Consider the following 26,677-nt stretch of genomic DNA (forward strand, 5'->3'; position numbering starts at 1 on the left):
CCCGGACTTTGACATTTTTAATTATCTGATTATATTATGAAAAATTTTATCTTAGGGTTAGCAGTTTTAAGTACAGTTGCAATGAAGGCACAAACCCAGATTATCGCACACAGAGGTTATTGGCAAACACAACCTCCAACCACCGAAAATTCATTAAAATCGTTGGAGAATGCCCAAAAGCTTAAGATTTATGGAGCTGAATTCGATGTGAGAATGACAAAGGATGGAGTCCTGGTCGTTAACCATGATGAGCACCATGGAAAAATGGAAATTTCCGAAACAGACTTCAAAGAGTTGGAAAAAGTGAAGCTCTCAAACGGTGAAAACTTCCCGACCCTTAAAGATTATCTGAAACAGGGAAAGAAAGATAAGTCTCTTAAGCTGATCGTTGAAATTAAGCCCGATAAGACAAAAGAAAAGGAAGATGAGCTGGTTCAAAAAACAATCAAAACAATAAAGGACCTGAAACTGGAATCTCAGAGTGAATTTATTTCTTTCAGCCTGAATATTTGTAAAGAAATTAAAAAAGCAGAACCGAAATTTAAAGTTCAATACCTTAATGGAGAATTGTCTCCGGAACAGATTAAAAATGAAGGTTTGGACGGGATGGACTATCATTACAGTGTTTTCGACAAAAATCCGACATGGATTTCCGAAGCTAAAGCATTGGGTTTAATTACCAATTCATGGACTGTGAATGATATTGCGGTTTACGAGAAATTAAAAAGCCAGGGAATCGGTTTTATTACAACAAATATTCCTGATCAGTTAAAAGGTAAATAGGCCTTAAAAGTTTATTTAAACGTAGATATTTTTAGCAGCTTGCCCATGGCAAGCTGCTTTTTTTATAATATACATTCAGATGAGAACGATTCTGTTGATCAAGTATTTGATTACTAGATTTTTATTGTGATGTAAAAGTAATGTATCATAAAAAGACAATAAAGATAATGAAATAAGTTATGCATGTCGCATTAAATAATATTCATCATTTTAATGTACTGTTAACCAGAAAAGTACAAACCCTTGTTGATAATGAGTTCATATTGTGTTTAATATTTTTTTAATAAATGTTAAAATAGTATTAAAACCATCTTCACCAGTAGCTTTTACTTTTGCGCAAACAAAAAGATATGCGTAAACAGAAACAGAAACTATTGTTTTTATCATTTTTGGGATTAGTTAGTTCCAGCCTGACAGCCCAACAGAAAGCCAGGAAAGATACCATTAAAAATATTGATGAAGTGGTTGTGACTGCTTTAGGTATTAAAAGACACGATAAATCTTTAGGATATGTTGCTGAAACCATCAAATCTGAAGAGCTGTTAAAAACCCAGAATAATAACTGGGCTCAGGCTCTTGAAGGTAAAGTTGCCGGTTTGAAGATCCAAACAGCGGGAGCGGGGCCTTTAGGAAGCTCACTCATCAAACTTAGAGGTGATATCTCGATGAATATGGATCAGAATAATGCACTTATCGTAGTGGATGGTGTTCCATTGAGCAATTCAACCACAGGTACCGGATTTTCAGCCTATGGAGCAGGAGCAAAAGCTGATTTACCTATTGATTACGGGAATGGAATCAACAGCATCAACCCTGATGACATCGAAACAATAACAGTTTTAAAGGGATCTACCGCAGCAGCCTTATACGGATCAAGAGGTGCGGGAGGTGCAGTAATGATCACAACCAAATCCGGAAAAACCAAAAAGGGAAAGATACAGGTTACCTTAAATTCCTATTCAAGCTATGATACAGTGCTAAAATGGCCGGACTATCAGTATGAGTATGGTCAGGGGACTATGCAAAAGGACTCGAAAGGGAATTATTTCTATTCGTATGGGGCTTCACCGGATGGAGTAAATACGGGTGGTACAAGTAGTGCATTCGGGCCGAAATTTGCAGGCCAATATTATTTTCAATATGATCCCACATTGGAAGGTCAGAGTGCGGAACGACAATTATGGAGACCATACAAAGACAATATCAAAGGCTTCTGGCAGACAGGTAGCACATTTTCAAACAATATTGCTGTAGAGGCATCCAATGAAAATACCTCTTTCAGGTCCTCATTAACCTATCTTAAAAATGAGTGGATGATGCCTAATACGGGTTTCGACAGATTTAATGCAGCGATTTCTTTTGACCATAAGATCAATGAAAAATTAAAAATAGGAGTTAAGTTCAACTATAATAAAATGACAAGTGATAACCTGCCTGCGACAGGTTACAGCAATCAATCGATTTCCTATTTCATGATTTTCCAGAACCCGAATGTAGATCTTGCCTGGTATCGGCCAATATGGAAAAAAGATAAATACCAGGTGGATCAGATCCATCCCTTCAGTTCCTATATTGATAATCCATACATGATCGCCTACGAAATGTTAAACGGGGTGGATAAGAATTTTATCACAGGAAACATAAACCTTAACTATAAATTGGCCAAAAACTTTGAGGTCATGTTCAGATCCGGTATGGAGCTCACCAATGAAGAACGTACTCAGCAAAGGCCATGGAGTTCTGCCAACTATCTTCAGGGAATGTACAGGGAGCAGCATATTAAACAGATGGACCTTAATAACGATTTATTATTTACTTATAAAAATACATTTAAAGATTTTGATTTCAGCGCATCAGTAGGAGGAAATATCCGTTATTCCGAATACACGATGTATGATTATCTCGCCGACGGTCTTTTGAAGCCGGGAGTTTATACACTGCCCAATGGCATTGCCAACATTACAAAATTTGCAACTCCAAACGATAAGCAGGTCAATAGTGCCTATGGTTTGGTGACTTTGGGGTATCAGAATAAGATCTTCCTTGACCTTACGGCAAGAAATGATTGGAGCAGCACACTTCCTAAAAACAACAGATCCTATTTTTATCCTTCAGCAGGGCTTTCTTTTATTCTTTCAGACATATTCAAACTTAGCTCAAACCAGTTCAATTACTGGAAATTAAGGGCTTCCTGGTCAAAGGTTGGAAATGACACAAGCCCTTATAAACTTATAAAATATTATAACAACAGTGTGTTCTCCGGATCAGTAGAGGCTCCCTCTTTATTTCCTAATCCTAACCTGAGACCTGAGATGCTTACCAATATTGAAGCCGGAATGGATTTCAGTATTATTAAAAACAGGATCAGCTATTCCATTACCGCATACCAAAACAATTCTAAGGACCAGATCGTTGATATCCCGGCTCTGTATGAAACAGGATATAGTAAAAGAACCATCAACGCAGGGGAGGTACGAAACAGGGGATTGGAAATGACTTTAAATACCTTTCCCGTTAAAAATAAAAATTTCTCGTGGAGTGTAAATGCGAACTGGTCAATGAACAGAAATAAGATCCTTTCACTTCCGGATGAATTTCAGGGACAGCCTTATACTTTAGGCAGTGTAGGTGGAGTGGTGTATTATAATGCAGTAGTTGGTGGATCGTTGGGAGATATGTATGGCTATGGACTGATGTATTCACCCGACGGACAGGTTGTATATGGAAGTGACGGCTTAACAGCGAAGCCAACTGAGATGAAAAAGATAGGAAATGCATATCCGAAATGGAGGGCCGGTCTTCAAAACGAGTTCAGATACAAGAATTTTACCATCAGCTTTTCTTTTGACGGACAATACAAAGGAATGGCCTATTCCCAGTCGCATCACAAAATGACTGAACAGGGTAAATTAACGCATACCCTGATCGGAAGGGATAATCCGAATGGTCTGATCGTAGGAGAAGGAGTGGTACAAAATCCTGACGGATCTTACTCACCAAACACCAAAGGTGTCGCCGTTTCGGCTTATTACGCTGATTATTACAGAAGAGCCAATGTAGAAACCAACTCATTTGATACCTCTTTTGTCAAATTAAGGGATGCAAGAATATCTTATACTTTTCCTAAAAGTGTAACGGAGCAGCTTAAGCTGACCGATCTTACAATAGCATTATTTGGAAGAAATCTTTGGATGTGGACAAAGTTCCCGTTATTCGATCCTGAAGCTGCAACTCTTAATGACAGTCAGATTACACCGGGAGTAGAAATGGGACAGCTACCTACGGCCAGAACAGTGGGAATTCAGCTTAACGTTAAATTTTAAAATTGAAAATCATGAAAAAATTATTACTCAACATATTATTAATTTCGGGAATAGGTCTTATCCCTGTTTCCTGCAGCAGAAGTCTTGATGAAGTAAATATTGACGAAAGCAGGATAAGTGATCCGGTAGCGGCTAAATTACTTGTTCCTATTCAATATAACATGGCTTCCGTTAATTACATGCGGGCCAATGATTTTACGTTTGACATTATGCAGGTGTCACTTGATTTTCCGAATGAAGGAAATTCGTTGAGCCGGTATTATCTTACCGAAAATACAGGAGCCGGATTCTGGAATAACTCATATAAATGGCTGAAACAGGTAAAAGACCTGAAAGAGGCAGCAATAGTAGAAAAAGATCAGAATTATCAGGCTATTGCTATGGTATTAAATGCCTGGATTTATTCCAATCTTACAGATACCTATGGTGATATTCCCTTTACTGAAGCTTCAAGATTAGACGATGGGATATCACAGCCTAAATTTGATAAACAAAAAGACATTTATATTCGATTGCTGGATGATCTGAAGGCAGCCAATGCACTTTTTATTACCAATAAGCCACTTACAGGGAATGATCTTTTCTATAAGGCAGAATCGGATGCCAATGGGATTATAAACTGGAAGAAGTTTTGTAATTCTTTGTCGTTGAGGTTGCTGACAAGAATCCTGAAGAAAAACGGAGAAGTAAATGTTCATCAGCGAATTCAGGAGATTGTAAATGATCCTGCCACATATCCTCTTTTTCAAAATAATAATGAGACAGCAAAGCTCAATATAACAGGAGTATCACCACTTCTTCCTCCTATTGCAAGGCCTCAGGATTTTACTACAGGAAGAGCGGCTTCGGAATTTTTTGTAGAAGCACTTAAAGCGAATAACGATCCACGTCTGGCTATGTTTTTCGGCCAGGCTAAAGATATTGCCAGCCAGCAGAATATAGGGTATAAAGGTGCTCCATCAGGTTATGCTTATGGAACGATATTCAGTTATCAACCGTCCAATATGAATCAAAATCTAGCAAAAGCTCCGCTGAATATTCTCATTTATCCTTATGCAGAACTGCAGTTCATCCTTTCGGAATTAGCAAACAAAGGAATCATTCAGGGAAATGCCCAGACCTTTTATGAAAATGGGGTAAAGGCTGCAATAGAACAATGGGGAGCTGTTGTACCTGCAAATTATTTTGCGAATCCGAATGTCGCTTATAATGGAAATATCGACAGGATTATGCTTCAGAAATATATTGCATTGTTCTTTGTAGATCAGCAACAATGGTTTGAAAAGAGAAGAACCGGTTTTCCTGTACTTCCCAATAATGGGGGTCTCCTTAACAATGGAAATCTGCCCCAAAGGTTGATGTATCCACCTAATCCAAAAGTTTTAAATACAGCAAACTATCAGGCTGCTGTTCAGCAGATGGGAGGAGATAATATCAATATTAAAACCTGGTGGAATAACTAATAAAAACCTGAAGTAATACATCTTAATAAAAATAAATCATCCTATGAATATTAAATTATTAATGCCATGCCTTCTGATTTCAGCAATAGCATGGTCACAAACTTCCGTATCCGGCTACGTGTACGAAGACATGAATAAAAATCAAGAAAAAGAAAGCCGTGAGAAAGGAATCGAGGGAGTTGCGGTATCTAACGGTGCCCAGGTTGTTTTAACAGATAAAAATGGAAGATATAGCTTACCGGTTAGTGAAAATCAAACCATTTTTGTGATCAAACCATCGGGTTACATGACACCTGTTAATAGTAATAATTTACCTCAATATTACTATCATTACAAACCAAAAGGATCTCCTTCGGATTTTAAATACAAAGGAACGCTGCCGACAGGGGAGTTACCAAAAGAGCTCAACTTTGCATTGTACAGACAAAAGGAGGATAAAAACTTTGATATCCTGGTTTTCGGAGATCCTCAGCCTTACACAGAGAAAGAACTGGATTATTTCAAAAGAGGAATTGTAAATGAAGTAAAGAACACAAAAAAGAATGCGGTTCTGGGAATCAGTCTTGGAGATCTAGTGGGAGATAATCTGAGCCTTCAGAAACCGTATGCTGATGTTATGAAAGAGATTGGTTTACCATGGTATAATGTAATGGGAAATCATGACATGAATTATGATGCAAAGGAAGATCAGTTTTCAGACGAAACTTTTGAAGCTAATTTTGGACCTGCCAATTATTCTTTTAATTACGGGAATGTACATTTTATTATTTTAGACGATATTCTTTATCCGGATCCGAGAGACGGAAAAGGATATTGGGGAGGATTCCGAAATGATCAGCTGCAATTCATTGAAAATGACCTGAAGCTGGTGGATAAAAACAAACTGATTGTGATCTCTTTCCACATTCCGTTGGAACATACTAATGAAGATAATTTCAGAAATGCGGACCGTCAGAAATTGTTTGATTTTTTAAGCCCTTTTCCTAACGCGCTTCTTTTATCAGCACATACTCATATCCAACAGCAGATCTTTTATGGCAAAAAAGCAGGTTGGAATGGAGCCAAAGACCTTCATGAATATAATGTAGGAACAACCTGTGGTGACTGGTATTCCGGAACTCCTGATGAAATGGGATTGCCTACTTCTACGATGAGAGACGGAACAGCCAAAGGATATTCATTCATAAGTTTTGCGGATAACCAGTATAAAGTTAAATACAAAACAGCCGGTAAACCTGGTGACTATCAGATAAAGTTGTATGTTCCGAAGGTCATTCCTTATCCATCAAAAACATCAGCTAAAATTCTTGCCAACTTCTTTATGGGGAGTAAAAAAGATAAAGTGGAGTACAGGATAGATAATGCGGAATGGAAAGATATGGAGTATGACGAAACGATCGATCCTAATTTTGCTTTGTCCGTATTCAAATGGGATACCACACAGAATCTTTTTCCGGGAAGAAGACCCTCAAATCCTGAAATGGCAAAACACATATGGATCGGTGGATTTACTAATAAATTAGAACTAGGGAAGCACAAGGTGGAAGTGAGAGCTATGGATATGTATGGAAACCAGTTTTCAGCTTCTGAAGAATTCGAGGTGAAAGAACCCGTGCTTATTCCTTAATTTATTCTTTTTTTACTATACTTTCTGAGAACCGGCTTCTATAAGCCGGTTTTATTTTAAAGAATATCGTGGAAAAACATTCACATGATTCATCTTTAAACAAAATATGCTTTCGTAAATTTGTATGACGAAAAAGTATTATTATGAACATAAAAGGAAAAAATGCCATTGTAACAGGTGGTGGAAGAGGCTTAGGAAAAGCAGTTGCTTTGGCTTTGGCGAATGAAGGAGTAAATGTTGCCATTACAGGCAGAAATGAAGCCAACTTAAAAGCGACTGTTGACGAAATTAAAAATATTGGGGTCAATGCGGCGTATGCTATTTTCAGTGTTGATGACGAATCAGCAGTAAAAGCAGGTATCGAATCTTTAGTAAAAGAACTTGGAGGTGTAGATATTTTAATCAATAATGCCGGAATCGGAGATTTTGGAACGATCGAAGAAATGCCTTCTGAAACCTGGGAACAGGTTATTAAAACCAATCTTTTTGGGGTGTATTATGCGGCAAAAGCAGTATATCCGTTTCTGAAAGAAAAGGGAGAAGGAGATATCGTAAACGTTGCTTCCACGGCCGGTTTAAAAGGAGGAGGAAATATGTCAGCTTACGCAGCTTCAAAAGCTGCCGTTATTTCTCTTTCACAATCCATGATGGCAGAATGGAGAAAGCAGAATATCCGTGTCGTAACCTTAACGCCAAGTACTATTGCTTCCGATATGAGCATTCAGGGAGGATTAACAGATGGAAACCCTGAAACAGTTCTTCAGCCGGAAGATTTCGCAGAATGGGTAAGAGATATCCTGAAAATGAACAGAAGAGCATTAATTGCAAACGGTTCTATTTTCTCTACAAATCCATAAGAAAAGATCTTTAGCAATACAGATAGATGAGCTATTTGCTGAATGATTTATTTTATATGAATACAGGCGGGTTTTAACCCGCTTTTCTTTATTTTTGTACCAAATTGATCACATGCAAAATTATTTAGAATTCAACTTCAGAATTTCTCCGCTTCAACCATGGAATGAAATATTAATGGCAGAGCTTATCGAAATAGGCTTCGACAGTTTTACGGAAGAATTGGAAGGGATTCTGGGTTATATCCAGAAAGATTTATTTAATGAAAATGAATTGAAGGCACTGCCTCTTTTTGAAAATGAAAATGTAACAATTGAATATACTTTCCAGGAAATGCCAAACATCAACTGGAATGAGGAATGGGAGAAAAATTTCTCACCCATTAATATTGATGATAAAGTCTTGATCAGAGCTGAATTTCATGATTCCGTACCCGGAATGCATGAAATCATTATCCAGCCTAAAATGTCTTTCGGAACCGGACATCATCCTACGACCCATCTCATGATCCAGCAAATGATGGATATTGACTTTCATGGTAAAAAGCTTTTGGATATGGGCTGCGGAACTTCAGTATTGGCCATTTATGCAAAGCAACAGGGAGCTGATGATGTGAAAGCTATTGATATTGATGAATGGTCTGTTGAAAATTCTAAAGAAAATGCTGAAAGAAATAATGTTGTCCTTGATATTGAGCAGGGAACCGCAGAGAATCTGGGAAAAGAGCATTATGATGTTATCTTGGCGAATATCAACCGTAACATTTTGATTTCAGATATTCCTACTTATGTTTCTGTTTTAAATAACGGGGGTAAATTATTGCTGTCAGGATTGTGCTTCTTCGATGTAGATGATATTCTTGAAGTATGTAGGGCAAATAACCTTGAGTTAAAAAAAACAGCTGCAGAGAGAAGAGTGGGTAAGCTTATTGCTTGAAAAATAAGAATATAAAATTATTGTATGAAATCTCTTTTCACTGTTTTATTTTTGGGTTTTCTGCAGTTCTTTTCAGCACAGGAGGAGGAATACCCTTACGGAGTTTTTAATTTTCAGGAAAATAAAACACAAAAAATATTTACCGATTGGACGAGGGTAAGGCAGGAGCCTAAAGTAGATGCACAAATTCTCGACTCTTTGCAAACCAATCAGCAGATTCTTATTGTTAAGAAAGAAGAAATTGTTTTAAAATTAGGAGAAAGGTCTTCCAACTGGTATAAAATATCCTATCAAAAGGGAGAACAGGTTGCTGAAGGGTACATCTGGGGCGGAAATCTTTGTGTAGGATACAGAAATAAAAACGGATATGATTTTCTTTTTGGTCTTTCAAAAACTGAAAACAGAAAGGATAAAAGATCAGGGGAAAATTTTAAACAAAATATAGCCAGTATTAAAGTGCTTGAAGGTAATACCCTTTTAGATGAGGTTTTCTTTAATACAGGACGTGGAGAAGAATTGAGCTATGGAACTTTTACCGTAGAAAGCAACCATAAACTGCAAAATGTGGAGCTTACCCTAAAAGCTGTGGTTTCCGGGGAAGCGTGTGGTATTGCCAGCTACGACCAATATGTATTGTTTAAAGATAAAAAGTTAATTGCATTGCCGCAGCTTATGAATGTTGGAGATGCCGATGTTTATTATCACAGTGAAAATTTTATTTTTCCCAATGATAAAGGAGGAGCTCCTAATACTATTATCTTCAAAATGGAGGAAATGGAAAAGGATGAAAAAGACAGGGAAAAGAAAAAATATTCCTCAAAAACTTATCTCTGGAATGGAACTTCTTACCAACTAAAATAAAAATCCCGCTGGTTTACAGCGGGATTTTTTGTTGTTTATCGGTATAGATAAAACTGTAAAAAAGATTTTCTTATTTTAAGGAGTAGTTTTTACTGCATTATACATCATTGAGTCTTTCTGCTGGTCAGTATAATCATATTTGTAGTGATAAAATGAAGATTCCCAATCACCATAACCAACATTAGGAATGATAATGAATTTTTTTCCGAAATCCTTTGCTGAATTCTTTACTGCAGCAGACCTTTCTGTTTCTGATTTTTTGTCGAATATGCCGGAGAAGTCAGAAAGATTATCTCCCAACAATAAAACAATATTATAATCTTTAGCAATATCAGCTCTTCGGTTTTCTTTACTGCTTTCCTTTGCACGGAGGATAAGGTTGGTATCATTTTGAAGCGGGAAATTGTATTTCTTCAAGTTTTTTACTGTTCCTGCACGTTCCTGCTCCAGACGATTGGTTACATAAAATACCTGAACACCCTTGCCAGCGGCATATTGGTAAAATTCCTGAGAGCCCGTAAGCGGTTTTGCAATTCCCTTAGCGGTCCATTCCTCCCAGGTGGCCTGGTCATAACCCTTTCCCATCTTAGAACGTTCAACGGCATAATAAGAATTATCTAAAAAAGTCTCATCAATATCTGAAACAATAGCTAAAGGTTTTTCTGATTTTTGTAGTAAAGCTTCATCCAAACGGAGCCTGGCTATATTATATGCCTGGAGACAAAGTGCTTCGTATTCTGCTGCCCGTTGCTGATAAAACGCAGCGTATATTTTTCCGTCACGCCCAAGATTCTGAGAAGGACCGTCCTGGACAGAAACGTTTGAAACCGGAGCTGCTGTTTTGCAAGATAATACCAAAACAAACAAACAGTTTGCGATAATGAATTTAAAATTTTTCATTGAATTAATATAGAGAAAACAAATTTAGGGTTTATTGATTTTTGCTGCAATTAAATGGATGGGTTGCCCGATAAAATATTTGTCTCTTTGAAAATTTTAGAAAGTTAAGTAGTATGTAATCAGTGTTTTTATGACATAAAAGTATGGTGAATATGGAACACAAAAAAACTCACAATTTTCATTGTGAGTTTAAAAGTGAGCGCGAAAGGATTCGAACCCTTGACCCGTTCCGATTAAAATCGGAATGCTCTATCCTTTGTTGTGTATTAATTGAAATTATAGGACACAAAAAAACTCACAATTTTCATTGTGAGTCTTAAAGTGAGCGCGAAAGGATTCGAACCTTTGACCGTCTGCTTAGAAGGCAGATGCTCTATCCAGCTGAGCTACGCACCCATTGGTAATTTTGAGAAAATTACTAAAACAGTCGGGGCGGCAGGATTCGAACCTGCGACCTCCTGGTCCCAAACCAGGCGCGATGACCGGACTACGCTACGCCCCGATTAAAGGTCATCTGAAACGAATTTTACCTCGTTTTTTGTGGGTGCAAATATATAGAGTTTTTTTGAATTATAAAAATAAAAATCAATAAAATATTTTTTAATTAAACGAAAGACTTGCTATAAGGCTTTTAATCATTATGTTAAATGTATAAGGGATTTTTTGTTTTGCAATGCAGGTCAATCAAATTACTTTTATATGGTAAGTATGGTTAATATTTATTAAATGTAAAAAATTGACAAAATCATCTGCTCACAAAACAATCAATACACTAAATAAACAATTTACAACATTCTTCTCACAAATTGTAGCAGAAACTTTACGCAACAAGCGTGCATTGCGCCTTAAAAATGAGTATTATTGTAAGAAAATTAATTTCTGCAAAATATATGGGGTATTGGGAGATCTTTTTGTTTTTTTTTAATTATCGCTTTCATTTATTCTTCCGTAGGTTTTGGAGGAGGATCCAGTTATCTTGCAGTTCTTGCCATGTATAACCTTCCTTACCAGGAAATACGCTTAACGGCACTTATTTGTAATGTTATTGTGGTCGTCGGAGGGGTGTTTATTTACATCAGAAATAAGCAGACGGACTGGAGGAAAATAATACCGCTTACCATTGTAAGTGTTCCTATGGCATTCCTGGGAGCGGTTTTAAAAATAAGCCAGGAAACCTTTTTTCTGATATTAGGGATTACATTAATCATTGCGGCATTGTTGCTTTGGATAAGAACAGATTTAAAAAATGGAGAAGATCATCCGGAACGTACGGGCACTTCTCTATTCAAAAACGGACTTCTGGGAGGTGGAATAGGATTTTTATCTGGATTGGTAGGCATTGGTGGGGGAATTTTTCTTTCCCCTCTCTTAAACCTTATGAAATGGGATACTCCACGAAAAATTGCAGCAACATCAAGTGTTTTCATCCTGGTTAATTCAGTGTCAGGGATTTTCGGACAGTTATCCAAACTCTCTGCCGATATGGATTATTTCAGGATCCTGAGTTTGTGTTTTGCCGTATTTATCGGTGGACAGGTAGGTTCCAGAATGTCCCTGAAATGGAATCCTTTGGTCATCAAAAGAATGACCGCTATTTTGGTACTGGTGGCTGGGATAAATGTTTTAATAAAATATTGGTAAAAAGCTAAATGTAAAATGATAATTAAAATATTAGCATTCGGAATAACGAAAGATATTTTCGGAGGTTCAGAAAAAAAAAATAGAAATAAATGAAGGAGCAAGCGTCAAAGTACTCAAGGAGTTTCTGGAGAAAGATTTTCCGGAGCTTAAAAAACTAAAATCCTATTTTATTGCCATTGACGATGAATATGCGGAGGACAATCAGATCATTGAAGTCTCTAACGAAATAGCAATAATCCCTCCGGTAAGCGGAGGGTAACACCTATGGTTGATATTAAAATAACAGAAAATATACTGGATCTTACAAATTGCTTTACCCTTGCTTCCGATCCTGCATGCGGAGGGATTGCGTCATTTGTAGGAACGGTAAGAAATCATACGAAAGGCCAGGCTGTCATCCGTTTGGAATATGAATGTTACGAGTCTATGGCGGTTAAGGAGATGAGGAAAATAGCAGATGAAGCTATTTCCTTATTTTCGGTAAAAAATATTGTAATTCATCACCGTACAGGAATTTTATTTCCTGGTGATGCAGCAGTGATAATCGTGGTGAGCGATGGTCACCGGAATACTGTTTTTGATGCGTGCAGCTATATTATTGAAAATATAAAAAAAAACGGTTCCCATCTGGAAAAAAGAAATTTTTGATAATGGAGAAGAGTGGGTTTCAGCGCACCCGTAATTTGAGGAATAAAATTTTGTATCTTTAAGTATCAATTATTAAATTATGAAAGCCCATCTGTTATCAAATAAATCAGTAAAGCAGATAGAAATCGTCAAAGTTAAGGAAAACAGCAGTTTCCAATATACGGATGATGTTTCTGTTGAGGAACCTTTAGAAATAAGGGTGGTCTATCATTTAGCAGATAAAAAAGAATCGAGGAATATATCTGTAACAATGAGAACACCTGGTAATGATGCAGAGCTGGCTGCCGGCTTTTTATTTACGGAAGGGATTATTTTTGACTATAAACAAATTGAAAGCATATACTCTCCTCAGGCAGAATGTGCCAGGAACAGCGAAAATATTATCATTGTTGAACTTGCAGAAGGTTTTGTTCCTGACCTTATGAATGCTGACAGGAACTTTTATACTACTTCCAGCTGTGGGGTTTGTGGAAAAGGATCCATTGAATCTATAAGAACAGTGAGTTCTTTTCATAACCGTACAAAAGAAAATATAGAGGTTTCTCTGGAAACCCTGTATCAATTATCTGAAAAGCTACAGTCTTTCCAGAATAATTTTAGTGCTACAGGCGGTATACATGCCTCCGGTATCTTTGACCGGGAAGGTAACCTTCTGGCGTTGCGTGAAGATGTGGGAAGACATAATGCTTTGGATAAACTCATCGGTCATGCATTATCAGCAGGGCTCCTGCCGCTTCATGACAAAATTTTGGTGTTGAGTGGAAGAGCCAGTTTTGAGCTTATTCAGAAAGCGGCAATGGCTGGTATTTCCATTGTTGCAGCAATAGGAGCTCCTTCCAGCCTTGCGGTAGATCTGGCAAAAGAATTTGATATCACTTTATTAGGCTTTCTCCGGGACAACCGGTTTAATATTTACCATTCCGGCAGCCATTTTAAAATTGAAAATGTATTATGAAAATAAGAATTAAAGATAACTCGTTGAGATTTCGTCTTACCCAATCCGAAGTGGCAAAATTAGGAGAAGACGGAATGATCTCCAGCTTTACGGAATTTGTGGACCGTCCGTTTATTTACTCTATCGAAAGAACAGAAGATGTGGATCTCTCGGCGGCTTTCATTGAAAACAGGATTGTTCTGAAAATGCCGGCAACAATGATCACGGAATGGATTTCCACGGATAGAGTAGGTTTTGAAGGGCAGGCCGGAAAAATCAAACTCTTGATAGAAAAAGATTTTGTATGTATTGATAATACAGTGGAAGACCAAAGTGACAATTATCCCAACCCGAACATAAAATGCTAATTTTTCATCTTTTTAAATGTAGAAATCATGGAAAACAAAGATATATTCAATAAAAAAGAGGACAGCAGATTACCTTCTGCAGAACCACCTTATAAACTGCTGGATCTGAAGCTGAAACCACCAAAAGCATGGGCAGCAGGAGTTCCTGCAGTTATTCATTCATTGGATCAGTTGGTGCTGAATGCCTCTGTTCTTCGTGGAGGGAGAGCTCTTTTCAGTATGAATCAGTTTGATGGTTTCGATTGTCCGAGCTGCGCGTGGCCAGACCCGGATGACGAACGTTCCAGATTGGGCGAATATTGTGAAAACGGGGCAAAAGCCTTAGCAGAAGAAGCGACTTCAAAAAAGATCGGGGCTGACTTTTTCAAAGAAAACTCCGTATATGATTTGGCAAAGATGACAGATTTTGAAATCAGCCAGTTGGGAAGAATAGCGGAGCCTATGTATCTGCCTAAAGGAGGAACGCATTATCAGCCAATCAGCTGGGATAATGCTTTTAAGAAAATCTCTGAAAAACTAAACGCTCTTGACTCGCCCGACGAAGCCATATTTTACACATCCGGAAGAACAAGTAATGAAGCAACATGGGTTTATCAGCTGTTTGCCAGAGAATTCGGAACCAATAATTTTCCGGACTGTTCTAATATGTGCCATGAAACTTCCGGTTATGCTCTATCAAGAAGTATAGGTATTGGAAAAGGAACCGTAAAGTTGGAAGACTTCTACGACACGGATCTTATCATAATCATAGGGCAGAATCCCGGGACCAATTCACCAAGAATGCTCTCCGCCCTAACTAAAGGAAAGAAAAACGGAGCAAAAATTATGGCTGTCAATCCGCTTCCCGAAGCCGGATTAAAAGGATTCAAAAATCCTCAGGATGTTCGGGCTCTGCTCAATAAACCATATGAATTGTCAGATCTGTATCTTCCTGTTAGGATTAATGGAGATATGGCGCTTTTAAAAGTACTGCAAATTCTTGTGCTAGAAGAAGAAGCTAAAAATCCGGGAAAAGTTCTTGACCAGGATTTTATAGCGAACAAAACCGCCGGATTTAATGAATTGGTTGAGGAATTAAAAAAATATGATCTCAACTTTTTATCGGAAGAATGTGGTATTCCGGTTGAGAGCTTGAGAGAAGCTGCACAAATGATTGCCTCAAAAAAGAGGATTATCATTTGTTGGGGAATGGGAATTACACAGCAGCATAATGGTGTGGAAATGATTTACAATATTGTGAATCTCCTGTTGATGAAAGGAAGTATAGGAATTCAGGGGGGAGGTGCGTGTCCGGTTAGAGGGCATAGCAATGTTCAGGGTAACAGGACGTTACTTATTAACCATCATCCAACAAAGGAACAATTGGATAGGCTGCAGGAATATTACGGCTTTGAAGTACCAAGAAAAGGAGGATATGACGTTGTAAACGCGCTTAAAGCAATGCATGAGGGTAAAGTGAAATTCATGTTCTGTATGGGAGGTAATTTTCTTTCTGCTGCACCGGATACTTCTTTTACAGCAGAAGCGATGCGCAGTCTTGAAATGTCTGTGATTGTTTCAGTAAAATTAAATAGAAACCACCTTATCCACGGGAAGGAAGCCTTGATCTTACCGGTCATCTCCAGAAGTGAAAAAGATATGATCAATGGGGAACTTCAGCATGTAAGCACAGAAAATTCAATGGGCGTTGTGGAATGGTCAAGAGGTGTTCTCGATCCTATTTCAAAACACCTGATCAATGAAACCCATGTCGCCTGCAGAATGGCGAAAGCGGTGTTAGGGGAACGCTCAGTTGTGGATTGGGATAAGTTTATTAACAGCTATGATGCCGTTCGTCACGATATTGAGCAATGTATTCCCGGATTTGAAAATTATAACAAAAGGGTAGTACAAAAAGGAGGCTTCTATCTTCCGAACGGACCAAGAGATGGTATTTTCAACAGTGAATTTTACCCGGGAAAAGCGGCTTTCAATATTACCGCTGTACCGGATAATTCGCTTGCAGATGACGAATATCTGATGGGAACAACCAGAACACATGATCAGTTCAATACGGTTGTTTATGGTTTAAATGACCGGTACCGAGGGATCTTCAATGAAAGGAGGGTTGTGATGATGAATGAAAAAGATATTGAAAAGGCAGGTCTTAAAGAAGGTGATCATGTAGATCTTTTCAATTATGATGATGGCATCGAAAGGATTGCACCGCTTTTTATTGTCGTAAAATATCCTATTCCACAAAAAAGCACCATGACCTATTTCCCGGAAACTAATGTTTTGGTGTCCATCAATAATGTAGTCAACGGAGCCAATATGCCGGCTTCCAAATATGTCCGTATTAAAATCCGGAAACATGATCCTGATATTTTTAAAAAGATTGATGACCATGTGATTGCAGCAGCCGGAACGAGTGTGGAGTAATGTTTAAAATATTTTATTGTTTAAACAGATTATAGTCATGAGAAGACTGTTTTTTGTTTTCATATTTTCTTTTTGTGGATTGCTATCGGCTCAGACGGCATTTCAATTAAAAGTTTCAGGTGAAGTTGCCCATCCTTTGGATTTAAGCTTATCCGATCTTTCAAAAATGCCCCGAAAAGATGCCGTACTGAGGGATAAAGATGGAAGCTCCCATACCTTTACAGGAGTCCCTGTCATGGAAGTTTTGGAAAGGGCAGGGATTCCGTCCGGAAAAGCACTTCATGGAGCAGAAAACCTTTCCAAATATGTACTGATAAAATGTTCGGATGGTTATCAGGTTTTATTTTCACTGGCAGAGCTGGACGCTTCCATTCAGGATAAAAATGTCATTATTGCAGATACTGTAGATGGGAAACCCTTGCCAAAGGAAAAAGGTCCCCTCAGGATTATTGCGGAAGGGGAAAAGAAGCCGGCAAGAAGTTCTTATCAGGTTAGAGAAATTTTTATTAGTTCAATAAAAAATTAATTGTAAATGGACTCATCGAAACTTAAAAATCGTTGGCTGATTGCTGCTTCTGCAGTCGGTATTCATATTTCTATAGGCTCTGTGTATGCCTATTCTGTAATGACAAATCCTGTGGGAGAGATTTTTAAAATAGATGAAGGAACCATAAAGTGGGCATTTAAAATTGCCATTCTATTACTTGGTTTATCCGCAGCGTTTATGGGAACCTGGGTAGAAAAAGTAGGGCCTAAAAAAAGTGGAACTGTCGCGGGAATTTTTTACGGAGTGGGAATCTTAGGTTCCGGGCTTGCCGTACAACTTGTATCCCTGCCCTTATTTTTGATCAGCTATGGATTCATAGGGGGTATAGGATTAGGAATTGGATACATAACACCGGTAAGCACCCTGGTAAAATGGTTTCCGGACAGACGTGGCCTGGCAACAGGAATGGCGATAATGGGATTTGGTTTTTCAGCTTTGATATTCGGTCCCCTGATGCAAATTTTATTTGAAAAAGTAGGTGTTTCTAATGCTTTTTATATTTTGGGAAGTATTTATCTGGTTGTGATTCTTTTGTCTTCAAGTTACATAGAAAAACCACCGGAAGGTTATTTACCCAAAGGGTTTAATCCTTCCGAAAGTAAGACCGCAACAAATGATATTGCCTATATAGATGCAAAAACTGCATTGAAGACAAAACGATTCTATTATATCTGGATCATGATGTTTATTAACATTACCTGTGGTATTGCAATTATTGCGGCAGCGAGTCCGATGACTCAGGAGAAACTTCATTATACCGCTTTGCAGGCAGCTGCAGTTGTGGGTTTAATTGGCGTATTCAACGGGATTGGAAGATTGCTTTGGTCTGGTTTATCAGATTACCTGGGGAGGGCTAATACCTATATTTTATTTTTTGTATTTCAGATTTTAGCTTATTATTTCTTACCTCAAATTTCCATAGAAATTTTATTTCTTGCTATTCTCTTTACCGTTATTACAATGTACGGTGGAGGTTTCGCTACACTTCCTGCATTTCTGGGAGACTTGTTTGGTACAAAACAATTAGGTGCAATACATGGATTTGTGCTTACAGCCTGGGCATTAGCAGGGGTTGCCGGTCCCTCAATATATGACTATGTTAAAAAACAGACCGGATCACTAACGACTACCTTAGAGGTTTTTTCAGGAATGTTCGTGATCGCACTTATTGTTTCGGTTCTGATGAAAATGAATATTAATCAATTGAAAAAAGAAAGGCAAAAATAATGATCATAAGAAAAAAAGAACATTGGTTCAGAATGCTTTTTGTTTGGCACGGCTCTGTTTTGCCTGCATTGCTTCCGCGGTTGGGATTGCTTTTAATTCTTTCTTTATTGGTCACTTATTTTCATGGAATCATTTTCTCTTTTAAAGTTCCGTTAAATCCTGCACCACTTACCCTGTTCGGTTTCGTACTGGCTTTATTCCTGGGATTCAGGAACAATGCCAGCTATGATAGGTTCTGGGAAGGAAGAAAGCTGTGGGGCGCTCTGCTGAATACTTCCAGGGCACTGACCCGCCAGGCAATCACGCTGAAAAATATAAAGGAAGATCAGGATTCAGTTCACAATTTTGTGCAGTTGCTGGGTGCATTTGTTTTTGCATTGAAACACCAGCTGAGAGGAACGGACGCTTATGAAGATTTAAAATCCAGGCTTAACGAAGATCAGCTGAAACTTGTTGCCGCATCAAAATATAAACCGGCTGTTATTATGCGCCTTCTTGCAGAATGGGTTCAGAAGCTAAAAGACGAAGGGGGAATGGATTCTATCCAGCAGGCGCGTTTTGATGAAAACTTTGATAAGCTTTCTGATATCTTAGGAGGTTGTGAAAGAATAATTTCTACCCCTATTCCATACAGCTACAGGGTTTTACTGCACCGGACTGTATATATATACTGTTTTCTGTTGCCTTTCGGACTTGTAGATTCTCTCGGATGGTTTACCCCTCTTATTGTTGTATTTGTTGCGTATACATTTGTTGCATTTGAAGCGATAGCGGATGAAATCGAGGAGCCGTTTGGAACAGATGCGAATGATTTAGCTCTTAACAGCATGTGTATCATGATTGACGAGACCATTCATGAGATGGTGGGAGAACATATTGCTGTTTCCCGAAAGAATACCCAGAATATTATTGATTGATCCCTTCTCAAAGACAGGTATGGAAGCTTCAGAAAAGCAATTGATTTATACAGTTGGACATTCTGTTCATTCATTAGAATACTTTATTGAAATACTTAATTCGTTTAAGATTGAGATGCTGGTTGATATCCGGCGGTTTCCGGGATCAAAAAGATATCCATGGTTTAATAGAGAAAATTTGGAAATACACCTACGCGAAAATAGTATAGGATATGCCCATCTTGAAGAATTGGGAGGAAGGAGAAAGGTACAGCCGGATTCAATAAACAGCCGGTGGCGGAATGAATCTTTCCGTGGGTACGCCGATTATATGCAAACCGGAGAATTTGTAGCGGCTATAGAAAAACTTGAAGATATTGCTAGGGAAAAAATTACGGCTTTTATGTGTTCGGAAGCGGTATGGTGGAGCTGCCACAGGGCTATGGTGTCAGATTATCTTAAAGCAAAGGGCTGGAAAGTCGAGCATATAATGAATGTCGGTAAAACAGAAGAACATCCTTACACTTCACCGGCAAGAATAAGTGATGGCAAAGTTTTTTATTCCGACGAAAGTTTATTTGATTAGTTTTTGTTTTATCTGTGTATTTTGTGAATACCATCTTTTAAAGAAAACACTTCCTTCTCAGGAAAAAGACTTTTAATTTTCCTCACTGCTTCTGCGCTGCGTTTTCCGGATAGGCAATAAGCTAAAATAGGCCGGGTAAGCCCGGAAATATATTCTGAATGATGTTGTAGCTCATCTACAGCTATATTGACTCCTCCAATATTAAACTCTTTATGCTCTTCTAGGGTACGGACATCTATGATTTCAAAGTGATCTTTATCCTGCATCAACTGTTCAAATGTGATGATCTCAACTGTCTGAGATAAGCTTGTAATGGGTAGGGCAAGTTTTCTTAATTTAATAATTTGGGTTTTGCCATTCAGCACATTCATCATCCAGAGTTTTCCTGCCAATAAATCTTCAGGATTTGTAAAATATTTTATAGCTTCATTTGCCTGCATGCATCCTACAATTCCTGCCAGTGTAGGAAGTACTCCGCCTTCTCTGCAGTTGGGGACCTGTGATTCTTCTGCATTAGGGAAAACATCGCGGTAATTGGGAGAGTATGTACCGTCTTTCTGCATAACATTCCATATGCTTACCTGGCCTTCATATTGGTAAATAGCACCATAAACCAAAGGTTTTCCGGTTAAAACGCAAGCGTCGTTCAGCAAGCATTTTGTTTCAAAATTATCTGTTCCTTCAATAATCAGATCAAAATCAGAAATTAAATCCATGACATTTTCGGAAGTTACCCGAAAATTAAAAGGAGTGATTTTCACTGATGGATTTTGTTGCTGTAATTTTTTGGTGGCAATGTCAACTTTTGATTTCCCGATATCATCCGGAGTATACAAAATCTGGCGGTGCAGGTTGCTTTCAGAAACAATATCGTCATCTGCAAGACCAATCGTTCCTATACCAGAAGCAGCAAGATACTGTGCTGAAGGACATCCAAGTCCTCCCATGCCCACGATGAGAACTTTAGCATTTTTAAGGAGTTCCTGAGAAGCTGTCCCAAATCCGGGTAAAGCCATCTGGCAATGATAACGTTCAAGAGAAGTATTCATATCAGCCTTTAATTAAATTTATTTTCTTAAAATCTCCTGGGCTTTTGCCATATCTTCAGGAGTATTTACATTCATTAAAGAATCCGGGTTATCTGGTTTCAGGATTAACGTATCACTGTTAATAAGAACTTTTCTTGGACAGGTATTTCCTGATCCCAAAAAATTCAGAAGCAGAGGATAGCTTTTAGGTTCCCAGATCGTAATTAATGGTTCGGGTAGTCCGTCAAAAGGGCTTTCGTAGGTTGTTGCCGCTTTTTCGGGGTTTCTGGATTGTATCAGAAATTCTAATGCACTTTTATCCAGCAAAGGAAGATCGCAGGCTACTACCAGCCATGCTTTTTCTCTCTGGGAGCGCAATGCCGAAAGTATTCCTCCAAAAGGGCCCATGTCCAGAAAAGTATCGGTAAGGGCGTTGTAATCACTATTAAAATTTTCCAGCTGGTTCTGTCTGCAAGAAATAAAGACTTCCTCACAAAATGGAGCTAAAAGATCAGCCGCATAATACCGCTGCTCTTTGCCATGCCAGTTGATTTTATCTTTAGGATTTCCCATTCGCCGGCTTTTTCCTCCTGCCAGTACCAGCCCGTTGAGTCTGGGGAAATCAGTCTCTTTTGAAATCATTTTTTCCTCCTGTTTTTTCGATGAGTTGTATTTCTTTGATCACAATATCATGGCTCATTGCTTTGCACATGTCATAGATGGTAAGTGCTGCCACAGATGCCCCTGTCAGGGCTTCCATTTCGATGCCGGTCTTAGCTTCAATCTCAGCAGTACAGTAGATTTCAATTTCATTCTGAGAATTGATTTCAATACCTATTTCACAATTATCCATACCAATAGGATGGCACAGTGGGATAAGGTCGCCTGTTTTTTTTGCAGCCATTATCCCTGCAATGATGGCAGTTTGAAACACAGAACCTTTTTTAGTTTTAAAGTCATCCTTTTGAAGCGCTTCCAGAATATTTTCAGGAATTACCACAATAGCTTTGGCGGTTGCTTTCCTGTGGGTAACTTTTTTATCACCCACATTCACCATACCTGGTTGTTCCTTTTCGTTAAGATGTGAAAAATTTGTCATGAGTACAATTAAAAATTATATTTCCAGATGGTATAGACTTCGCCTTTCTTAAATTCATTTTTTTTCAGAGGAAGTTCTATAAATGCATGGGTTTCTGCAAGATGGGAAAAATCTCCGGAACCATTGGTATTCACTGATTCTGCAATTACTTGTCCCGATCGATTCACACTGAGTTTTACCTGGGCAAAATATTGCAATGGAAAAGGAAAGTCTATATCATTTTGTAAAACGGCATGCAGTACTGTTTCCGGGATCTCTAAAGATTTTTCCAGCCAGGGAATAAAATACCGGTGCAGGCACATAAATACGGAAACTGGATTTCCCGGGAATGCAAAAATTAATTTTTCGTTCCGGCTTTTTCCAAACCAGAATGGTTTTCCTGGTCTTTGCTTTATTTTGTGAAAAAGTTTTTCGATTCCCAGTTCTTCACAAGCCTTGGGCAGATAATCGAATTTTCCCATAGAAACTCCGCCACTCATTAGTAAAATATCGTAACGGTCAATACATTGGGAAAGTTCCTTTTTTATGAGTTCAAGATCATCATTCCAATGCAGCCAGTCAGCACTGATCCTATATTTTTCCAAAACAGATTGTATGGTAATTCCATTGGAACGTCTCAGCTGAAATGGAGTAGGGGTTATGTCAGGTGACACCATTTCGTCTCCTGTGGAAATAATAGCCACCCTCGGAAGCTTTTTCACTTTCAGAAATGTCTTTCCGACGGACGCGGCAATCCCGAGAATAGACGGTGTTATAACCTGATTGGCTTTTACCAGTATTTCTCCCACTTTTTTATCCCTTCCTTTCAGGTGGATATTCTGCCCTTTTTTTACATCAATATTGATGTTTGCCACATTGTTGTTGATCAGGATATCTTCATAACGAATCACGGTGTCCATTGAAGAATGCAATGCAGCACCGGTCATAATTTCGACGCAGTTATTTTCTTCGTCAATAAAAACCGGAGCTTCACCTGCTGCCTGTACAGCTTTGATGGTAAAGTTGCGCACTCCTTTTTCATAGGATTTGAAACTGATTGCAATTCCATCCACCGTAGGTCTGTCAAAAGGTGGTAAATCACGATCTGCCAAAATATCCTCTGCTAAAATTCTTCCCAAGGCATTTTCATAGGAAATATCTTCTGTTCCGAAATCTCTTATCTGCGAAAAGATAATGTTTTCTGCCTGCTGTACACTGATCATTTCCATAATTATCCTCCTATAGTTGCCATTGACTGATGTATTTGTGATGCGGTCAGACTCAGTTTTTGAGCTTCCCAACCGTCCTTTGGTTTTTGGTGTATACTGCTTATAATTATATTTTTCAGCTCTTCATCTGTTTTTCCCATACGGATTTCATCCTTCAGATTGATACCGCCCCCTTCATACAAACAGGTTCTCAGAATACCGGAAGGGGTGATTCTTATCCTGTTGCAGTCTCCGCAAAATGAACGGGTATAAGCTGCAATAATCCCTATACCTCCTTCAAAACCAGGAATCTTATAATTATATGATGTTGAACTTTTAGGATCAACTGTCTTTTGGATGTCAGGAAAATGATCTTTTATATAGCTATGAATTTTTGTAAAGTTCCAATTCAGGGAAACATCTGTTTCGCTGCCATTAAAAGGCATCTCTTCAATAAAGCGCACCTCTACCGGAAGACCTTTTGTAAGCAGAACCAACGGAATAATATCTTCGGTATTTTGTCCTTCCATTACCACGGTATTGATTTTTACTTTTATATCATGCTGTAGTAAACCATCTAAAGTTTTCATGACCTTATCAAAACTATTTCTCCGGGTAATTTTGAAAAAACGGCCCCTATCCATTGTATCAAGACTTAGATTGACAGATTTTATTCCGTATTGTTTAAGCTGCGGAATATATGGCTCGGTGAGAAGGCCATTAGTGGTTATACTGAGATCATTAAGTCCGTTTAATTGTGATATATTTTTGATGAGGTCAATAGAGTTTTTTCTGACAAATGGTTCTCCTCCCGTTATTCTGATTTTATCTACTCCCATGGCTGTAAATACCGAACAGATCCTCAGCATTTCTTCATCGGTCATTAATTCATTCTGCTTAATCCAGGTAAGACCTTTTTCCGGCATGCAATACGTACACCGGAGATTACACCGGTCTACAATAGCAAGCCTTAGATAGTTGATATTCCTTCCAAATTTATCTGTCAACATTTTAAATAAAATAAGTCTTATTACAAATATACTGAATGTTTCCCTTCGGGAAGGGAAATTCTATAATTGCAGATAATAGACCATATTTATTTCACAATTCCGGATATAGATTCTTCTTCATATCTATTTTAAGTAACTTTATCCGTCATTAAAATAGAAAATGCCACACGATAATTTTAAAACATTAAAAGATCAGATTAAAGATGTGTATGTTGTGTATCAGGATACAATAAGTTCTTCCGAACTTAATCGTTTTCCCGATCATTCTTTTACAATTATACTTTTAGATGACTGTGAAAAAGGGAATTGTGTCACCGACATAGATACCTATATTTTAAATTCCCGGCAATTATTTGTTCACCTTCCCAATAGAAAATACATATGGGATCTGCCTTCAAATGCAAGTGGCAGAAGATTGATCATTAATGACTCTATTCTTGAAACATTTTCTCCGACATTAAAACATACTTTTTCCCCTCACAGTACCTATGAAATGATCCAGTCAAACGAGGAAGCTTATGAAAAGTTCAGTATGGAATTTGATGCCATCCGTAAAGAGATACATTCGGAAATGGTGTTTCCTGAACTTATTAATGCAAGGGTGAGGCTTTTGGCTCTGATGATCAATCTTTGGATAGAGCAGATGTATGGAAAATCTGCATTGAGTGATCATAATAACCCTGCTTTCCGGTTCCATGAACTGGTCGAAACCTATTACAAAACACAAAAAAGTGTAGCTTTTTATGCTGAAAAGCTATGTATTACGCCCAATTATCTAGGTGTTCTATGCAGAAAACAGTATAAAATATCTCCATTGGAATTTATAAAGCAAAGAATAGTATTGGAAGCAAAGAAATTATTACATAGTTCAAATAAATCAATTAAAGAAATAGCTTTTGAGCTTGGGTTTAATAATTTCTCTCATTTTTCATATTTTTTCAGAACACAGACAGGCTGGACTCCGAAGAATTATAGAATAACAATGGATAAGAGTTAAGTTTAATAATCTATTTAATTAAATAAAACGGCATCTTTAAAGGATGCCGTTTGCTATTTTATTATCTGCGAATGGTTACTCCTCCGTCTACGGACAGGTATGAACCCGAAATATAAGACGCTTCTTTTGAGGCCAGGAAAACAATAGCATTGGCTATTTCTTCAGCTTCCCCGATTCGTTTCAGCGGAACCGCTGCTGCAATAGCATTTTTAATATCCTCAGGTGTTTGATGATTCATCGGGGTATCAGTTAATCCCGGAGCTACGGTATTGACTCGGATTTTTCTGTCTGCCAATTCAGTTGCTGCTGTACGGGCAATTGCATCAACGGCACTTTTTGTTGCAGCATAAGCTCCCATTTGTGCATATCCACTGACTGAAACTCCGGAAGAGATCAGGATTACGGAAGCTCCTTCTGCTAAATGCGGAATTAGTTTTTGTAAAGTAAAGAATAAGCCTTTTACATTGATGTTGAACAAATCATCAAAAACTTCTTCAGTCGTCTCTTCAATGGAGTGTTGTTTCGCTATTCCTGCGTTCAGTACAAGTACATCAATTTTATTTCCGCTTTCCGCAACTTCTTTTGCCAACGTTTCAATGTCTGGTATTTTCGAAATATCCGACGCGAGGGTTTTTAAATTTTGGCTATTAATTTTTAGTGATGCTGCATTCAGACTATCACTATTTCTTCCTGTTATTAAAACGTTTGCTCCTTTTGTGATAAATGTTTGGGCAGTTGCCAATCCAATTCCTGCGCTTCCGCCGGTGATTATTATATTTTTATTTTTAAAATCCATTTTTTAAATTTTGAATGATTGAAAAATTAATTTTAGTCTAAGACTTTTTGTGTTTGAAATCGATTTCTTTAACGATGCAAAGTTATAATGAATAAATTTATTTTAGTAACTTTGTAACTAAAAGTAACAGTAACTTTTGAGTAACAAAGTAACTTATGGCGGAAATTGAATGCTCTGATAACGAGACAAACAGAAAACAAATCATGGCTGTTCACGATGCAATGGACGTATTGAATGGTAAGTGGAAAATTTCAATAATATCATCAGTTTGTTATTACAACAAACGGCGTTTTTCTGATATTTTGAATGACGTGAAGGGTATTTCCAATAAAATGCTCAGTAAAGAGCTGAAAGAACTGGAAATGAACCAGCTTGTAAAAAGAATAGTTAAGGATACTCAACCCGTGACGGTGCAATATCAGCTGACAGAATATGGTTTAACGCTGAAAAAAATTATTGATACTTTGGCTGATTGGGGAATCGAACATCGAAAAGTAATTGTTGGGAAGAAATGATAATAAAGAACCGGTAGTAAGAGCTTTTC

The 26,677-nt window shown here is 37.9% G+C and carries 25 protein-coding genes, 2 tRNA genes and 1 pseudogene; 19 read left to right on the forward strand and 9 right to left on the reverse strand.

What is annotated here, in order from left to right:
* Positions 1–36 precede the first annotated feature (36 nt).
* The 7 genes and pseudogenes from ACJ5H0_RS15765 (at position 37) to ACJ5H0_RS15795 (ending at position 9,848) form a co-directional block, all read left to right on the forward strand.
* Positions 37–783 (forward strand): glycerophosphodiester phosphodiesterase, encoded by a 747-nt coding sequence (locus tag ACJ5H0_RS15765; protein WP_172276502.1) that lies wholly within the window; start codon positions 37–39, stop codon positions 781–783.
* Between the two features lie 350 nt (positions 784–1,133).
* Positions 1,134–4,106 carry a SusC/RagA family TonB-linked outer membrane protein gene (locus tag ACJ5H0_RS15770; RefSeq protein WP_411250390.1) on the forward strand — a complete coding sequence of 991 codons (2,973 nt, stop codon included), beginning with the start codon at positions 1,134–1,136 and terminating at the stop codon, positions 4,104–4,106.
* A gap of 11 nt (positions 4,107–4,117) precedes the next feature.
* A complete protein-coding gene (locus tag ACJ5H0_RS15775) occupies positions 4,118–5,569 on the forward strand; it encodes a SusD/RagB family nutrient-binding outer membrane lipoprotein (protein ID WP_411250392.1) in 1,452 nt (483 codons plus the stop codon).
* Between the two features lie 43 nt (positions 5,570–5,612).
* Positions 5,613–7,196, forward strand: coding sequence for a calcineurin-like phosphoesterase C-terminal domain-containing protein (locus tag ACJ5H0_RS15780; RefSeq protein WP_411250394.1), 1,584 nt, complete (start codon positions 5,613–5,615; stop codon positions 7,194–7,196).
* A 143-nt stretch (positions 7,197–7,339) separates the two neighbouring features.
* The gene (locus tag ACJ5H0_RS15785; protein ID WP_411250396.1) at positions 7,340–8,053 is read left to right on the forward strand and encodes a 3-ketoacyl-ACP reductase; all 714 of its coding nucleotides are present in this window, start codon (positions 7,340–7,342) and stop codon (positions 8,051–8,053) included.
* Positions 8,054–8,165: 112 nt separating this feature from the next.
* Positions 8,166–8,994: pseudogene (gene prmA, locus ACJ5H0_RS15790) on the forward strand (50S ribosomal protein L11 methyltransferase).
* Between the two features lie 17 nt (positions 8,995–9,011).
* The gene (locus ACJ5H0_RS15795) at positions 9,012–9,848 is read left to right on the forward strand and encodes an SH3 domain-containing protein (RefSeq protein WP_411250398.1); all 837 of its coding nucleotides are present in this window, start codon (positions 9,012–9,014) and stop codon (positions 9,846–9,848) included.
* 75 nt (positions 9,849–9,923) lie between these two features.
* Here ACJ5H0_RS15795 and ACJ5H0_RS15800 read toward each other — a convergent pair whose 3' ends face one another.
* The 3 genes from ACJ5H0_RS15800 to ACJ5H0_RS15810 form a co-directional block, all read right to left on the reverse strand.
* On the reverse strand, positions 9,924–10,748 hold the full coding sequence (locus ACJ5H0_RS15800) for a 5'-nucleotidase, lipoprotein e(P4) family (RefSeq protein WP_411250400.1): 825 nt from the start codon (positions 10,746–10,748) through the stop codon (positions 9,924–9,926).
* A 322-nt stretch (positions 10,749–11,070) separates the two neighbouring features.
* Positions 11,071–11,144: transfer RNA gene (locus ACJ5H0_RS15805), tRNA-Arg, on the reverse strand.
* Between the two features lie 31 nt (positions 11,145–11,175).
* Positions 11,176–11,250 (reverse strand) — tRNA-Pro (locus ACJ5H0_RS15810).
* Positions 11,251–11,684: 434 nt separating this feature from the next.
* On the opposite strand from ACJ5H0_RS15810, the gene ACJ5H0_RS15815 reads away from it, so the two are divergent.
* The 10 genes from ACJ5H0_RS15815 to ACJ5H0_RS15860 all read left to right on the forward strand — a co-directional run bounded on the left by ACJ5H0_RS15815 (position 11,685) and on the right by ACJ5H0_RS15860 (position 20,016).
* Positions 11,685–12,389 carry a sulfite exporter TauE/SafE family protein gene (locus ACJ5H0_RS15815; RefSeq protein WP_411250970.1) on the forward strand — a complete coding sequence of 235 codons (705 nt, stop codon included), beginning with the start codon at positions 11,685–11,687 and terminating at the stop codon, positions 12,387–12,389.
* 124 nt (positions 12,390–12,513) lie between these two features.
* On the forward strand, positions 12,514–12,648 hold the full coding sequence (locus tag ACJ5H0_RS15820; protein ID WP_411250973.1) for a MoaD/ThiS family protein: 135 nt from the start codon (positions 12,514–12,516) through the stop codon (positions 12,646–12,648).
* 5 nt (positions 12,649–12,653) lie between these two features.
* Positions 12,654–13,037: a molybdenum cofactor biosynthesis protein MoaE gene (locus ACJ5H0_RS15825; RefSeq protein ID WP_411250402.1), complete on the forward strand. Its 384-nt coding sequence runs from the start codon at positions 12,654–12,656 to the stop codon at positions 13,035–13,037.
* A 79-nt stretch (positions 13,038–13,116) separates the two neighbouring features.
* Positions 13,117–13,992 (forward strand): formate dehydrogenase accessory sulfurtransferase FdhD, encoded by an 876-nt coding sequence (fdhD, locus tag ACJ5H0_RS15830; RefSeq protein ID WP_411250404.1) that lies wholly within the window; start codon positions 13,117–13,119, stop codon positions 13,990–13,992.
* Positions 13,989–14,339 carry a DUF7009 family protein gene (locus tag ACJ5H0_RS15835; RefSeq protein ID WP_172276532.1) on the forward strand — a complete coding sequence of 117 codons (351 nt, stop codon included), beginning with the start codon at positions 13,989–13,991 and terminating at the stop codon, positions 14,337–14,339. The genes fdhD and ACJ5H0_RS15835 overlap by 4 nt, the downstream gene beginning before the upstream one ends.
* A gap of 27 nt (positions 14,340–14,366) precedes the next feature.
* Complete coding sequence (locus ACJ5H0_RS15840) at positions 14,367–16,760, forward strand: FdhF/YdeP family oxidoreductase (protein ID WP_411250406.1); 2,394 nt, start codon at positions 14,367–14,369, stop codon at positions 16,758–16,760.
* 37 nt (positions 16,761–16,797) lie between these two features.
* Positions 16,798–17,286 (forward strand): molybdopterin-dependent oxidoreductase, encoded by a 489-nt coding sequence (locus tag ACJ5H0_RS15845; RefSeq protein WP_172276538.1) that lies wholly within the window; start codon positions 16,798–16,800, stop codon positions 17,284–17,286.
* 6 nt (positions 17,287–17,292) lie between these two features.
* Positions 17,293–18,534 carry an L-lactate MFS transporter gene (locus tag ACJ5H0_RS15850; protein ID WP_411250409.1) on the forward strand — a complete coding sequence of 414 codons (1,242 nt, stop codon included), beginning with the start codon at positions 17,293–17,295 and terminating at the stop codon, positions 18,532–18,534.
* A complete protein-coding gene (locus tag ACJ5H0_RS15855) occupies positions 18,534–19,451 on the forward strand; it encodes a bestrophin family protein (protein ID WP_172276544.1) in 918 nt (305 codons plus the stop codon). Before ACJ5H0_RS15850 ends, ACJ5H0_RS15855 begins: the two co-directional genes overlap by 1 nt.
* Before the next feature lie 19 nt (positions 19,452–19,470).
* Positions 19,471–20,016 carry a DUF488 domain-containing protein gene (locus tag ACJ5H0_RS15860; RefSeq protein WP_345990192.1) on the forward strand — a complete coding sequence of 182 codons (546 nt, stop codon included), beginning with the start codon at positions 19,471–19,473 and terminating at the stop codon, positions 20,014–20,016.
* A gap of 8 nt (positions 20,017–20,024) precedes the next feature.
* On the opposite strand, the gene ACJ5H0_RS15865 is transcribed toward ACJ5H0_RS15860, so the two are convergent.
* From ACJ5H0_RS15865 to moaA, 5 genes are read right to left on the reverse strand one after another with little or no spacing between them, the layout of a single operon-like run.
* Entirely contained in the window at positions 20,025–21,065 is a 1,041-nt protein-coding gene (locus tag ACJ5H0_RS15865) for a ThiF family adenylyltransferase (RefSeq protein ID WP_411250413.1), read from the reverse strand.
* Positions 21,066–21,083: 18 nt separating this feature from the next.
* Complete coding sequence (locus ACJ5H0_RS15870) at positions 21,084–21,686, reverse strand: NTP transferase domain-containing protein (RefSeq protein ID WP_411250416.1); 603 nt, start codon at positions 21,684–21,686, stop codon at positions 21,084–21,086.
* Positions 21,667–22,143, reverse strand: coding sequence for a cyclic pyranopterin monophosphate synthase MoaC (gene moaC, locus ACJ5H0_RS15875; RefSeq protein ID WP_345990186.1), 477 nt, complete (start codon positions 22,141–22,143; stop codon positions 21,667–21,669). The genes ACJ5H0_RS15870 and moaC overlap by 20 nt, the downstream gene beginning before the upstream one ends.
* A gap of 8 nt (positions 22,144–22,151) precedes the next feature.
* Positions 22,152–23,423, reverse strand: a complete 1,272-nt coding sequence (locus ACJ5H0_RS15880) for a molybdopterin molybdotransferase MoeA (RefSeq protein WP_411250420.1) — start codon at positions 23,421–23,423, stop codon at positions 22,152–22,154.
* The gene (gene moaA / locus ACJ5H0_RS15885; RefSeq protein WP_411250423.1) at positions 23,354–24,340 is read right to left on the reverse strand and encodes a GTP 3',8-cyclase MoaA; all 987 of its coding nucleotides are present in this window, start codon (positions 24,338–24,340) and stop codon (positions 23,354–23,356) included. Before moaA ends, ACJ5H0_RS15880 begins: the two co-directional genes overlap by 70 nt.
* Positions 24,341–24,500: 160 nt before the next feature.
* On the opposite strand from moaA, the gene ACJ5H0_RS15890 reads away from it, so the two are divergent.
* Complete coding sequence (locus ACJ5H0_RS15890; RefSeq protein WP_411250426.1) at positions 24,501–25,337, forward strand: helix-turn-helix domain-containing protein; 837 nt, start codon at positions 24,501–24,503, stop codon at positions 25,335–25,337.
* Positions 25,338–25,398: 61 nt separating this feature from the next.
* On the opposite strand, the gene ACJ5H0_RS15895 is transcribed toward ACJ5H0_RS15890, so the two are convergent.
* Positions 25,399–26,133, reverse strand: coding sequence for an SDR family NAD(P)-dependent oxidoreductase (locus tag ACJ5H0_RS15895; protein WP_411250429.1), 735 nt, complete (start codon positions 26,131–26,133; stop codon positions 25,399–25,401).
* Between the two features lie 155 nt (positions 26,134–26,288).
* Between ACJ5H0_RS15895 and ACJ5H0_RS15900 the strand changes: the two genes are divergently transcribed.
* The gene (locus tag ACJ5H0_RS15900; protein WP_172276567.1) at positions 26,289–26,648 is read left to right on the forward strand and encodes a winged helix-turn-helix transcriptional regulator; all 360 of its coding nucleotides are present in this window, start codon (positions 26,289–26,291) and stop codon (positions 26,646–26,648) included.
* Positions 26,649–26,677 lie beyond the last annotated feature (29 nt).

Origin of the sequence: Chryseobacterium proteolyticum (genome assembly GCF_046591535.1) — a bacterium.
Taxonomy (GTDB): Bacteria; Bacteroidota; Bacteroidia; order Flavobacteriales; family Weeksellaceae; genus Chryseobacterium; species Chryseobacterium proteolyticum.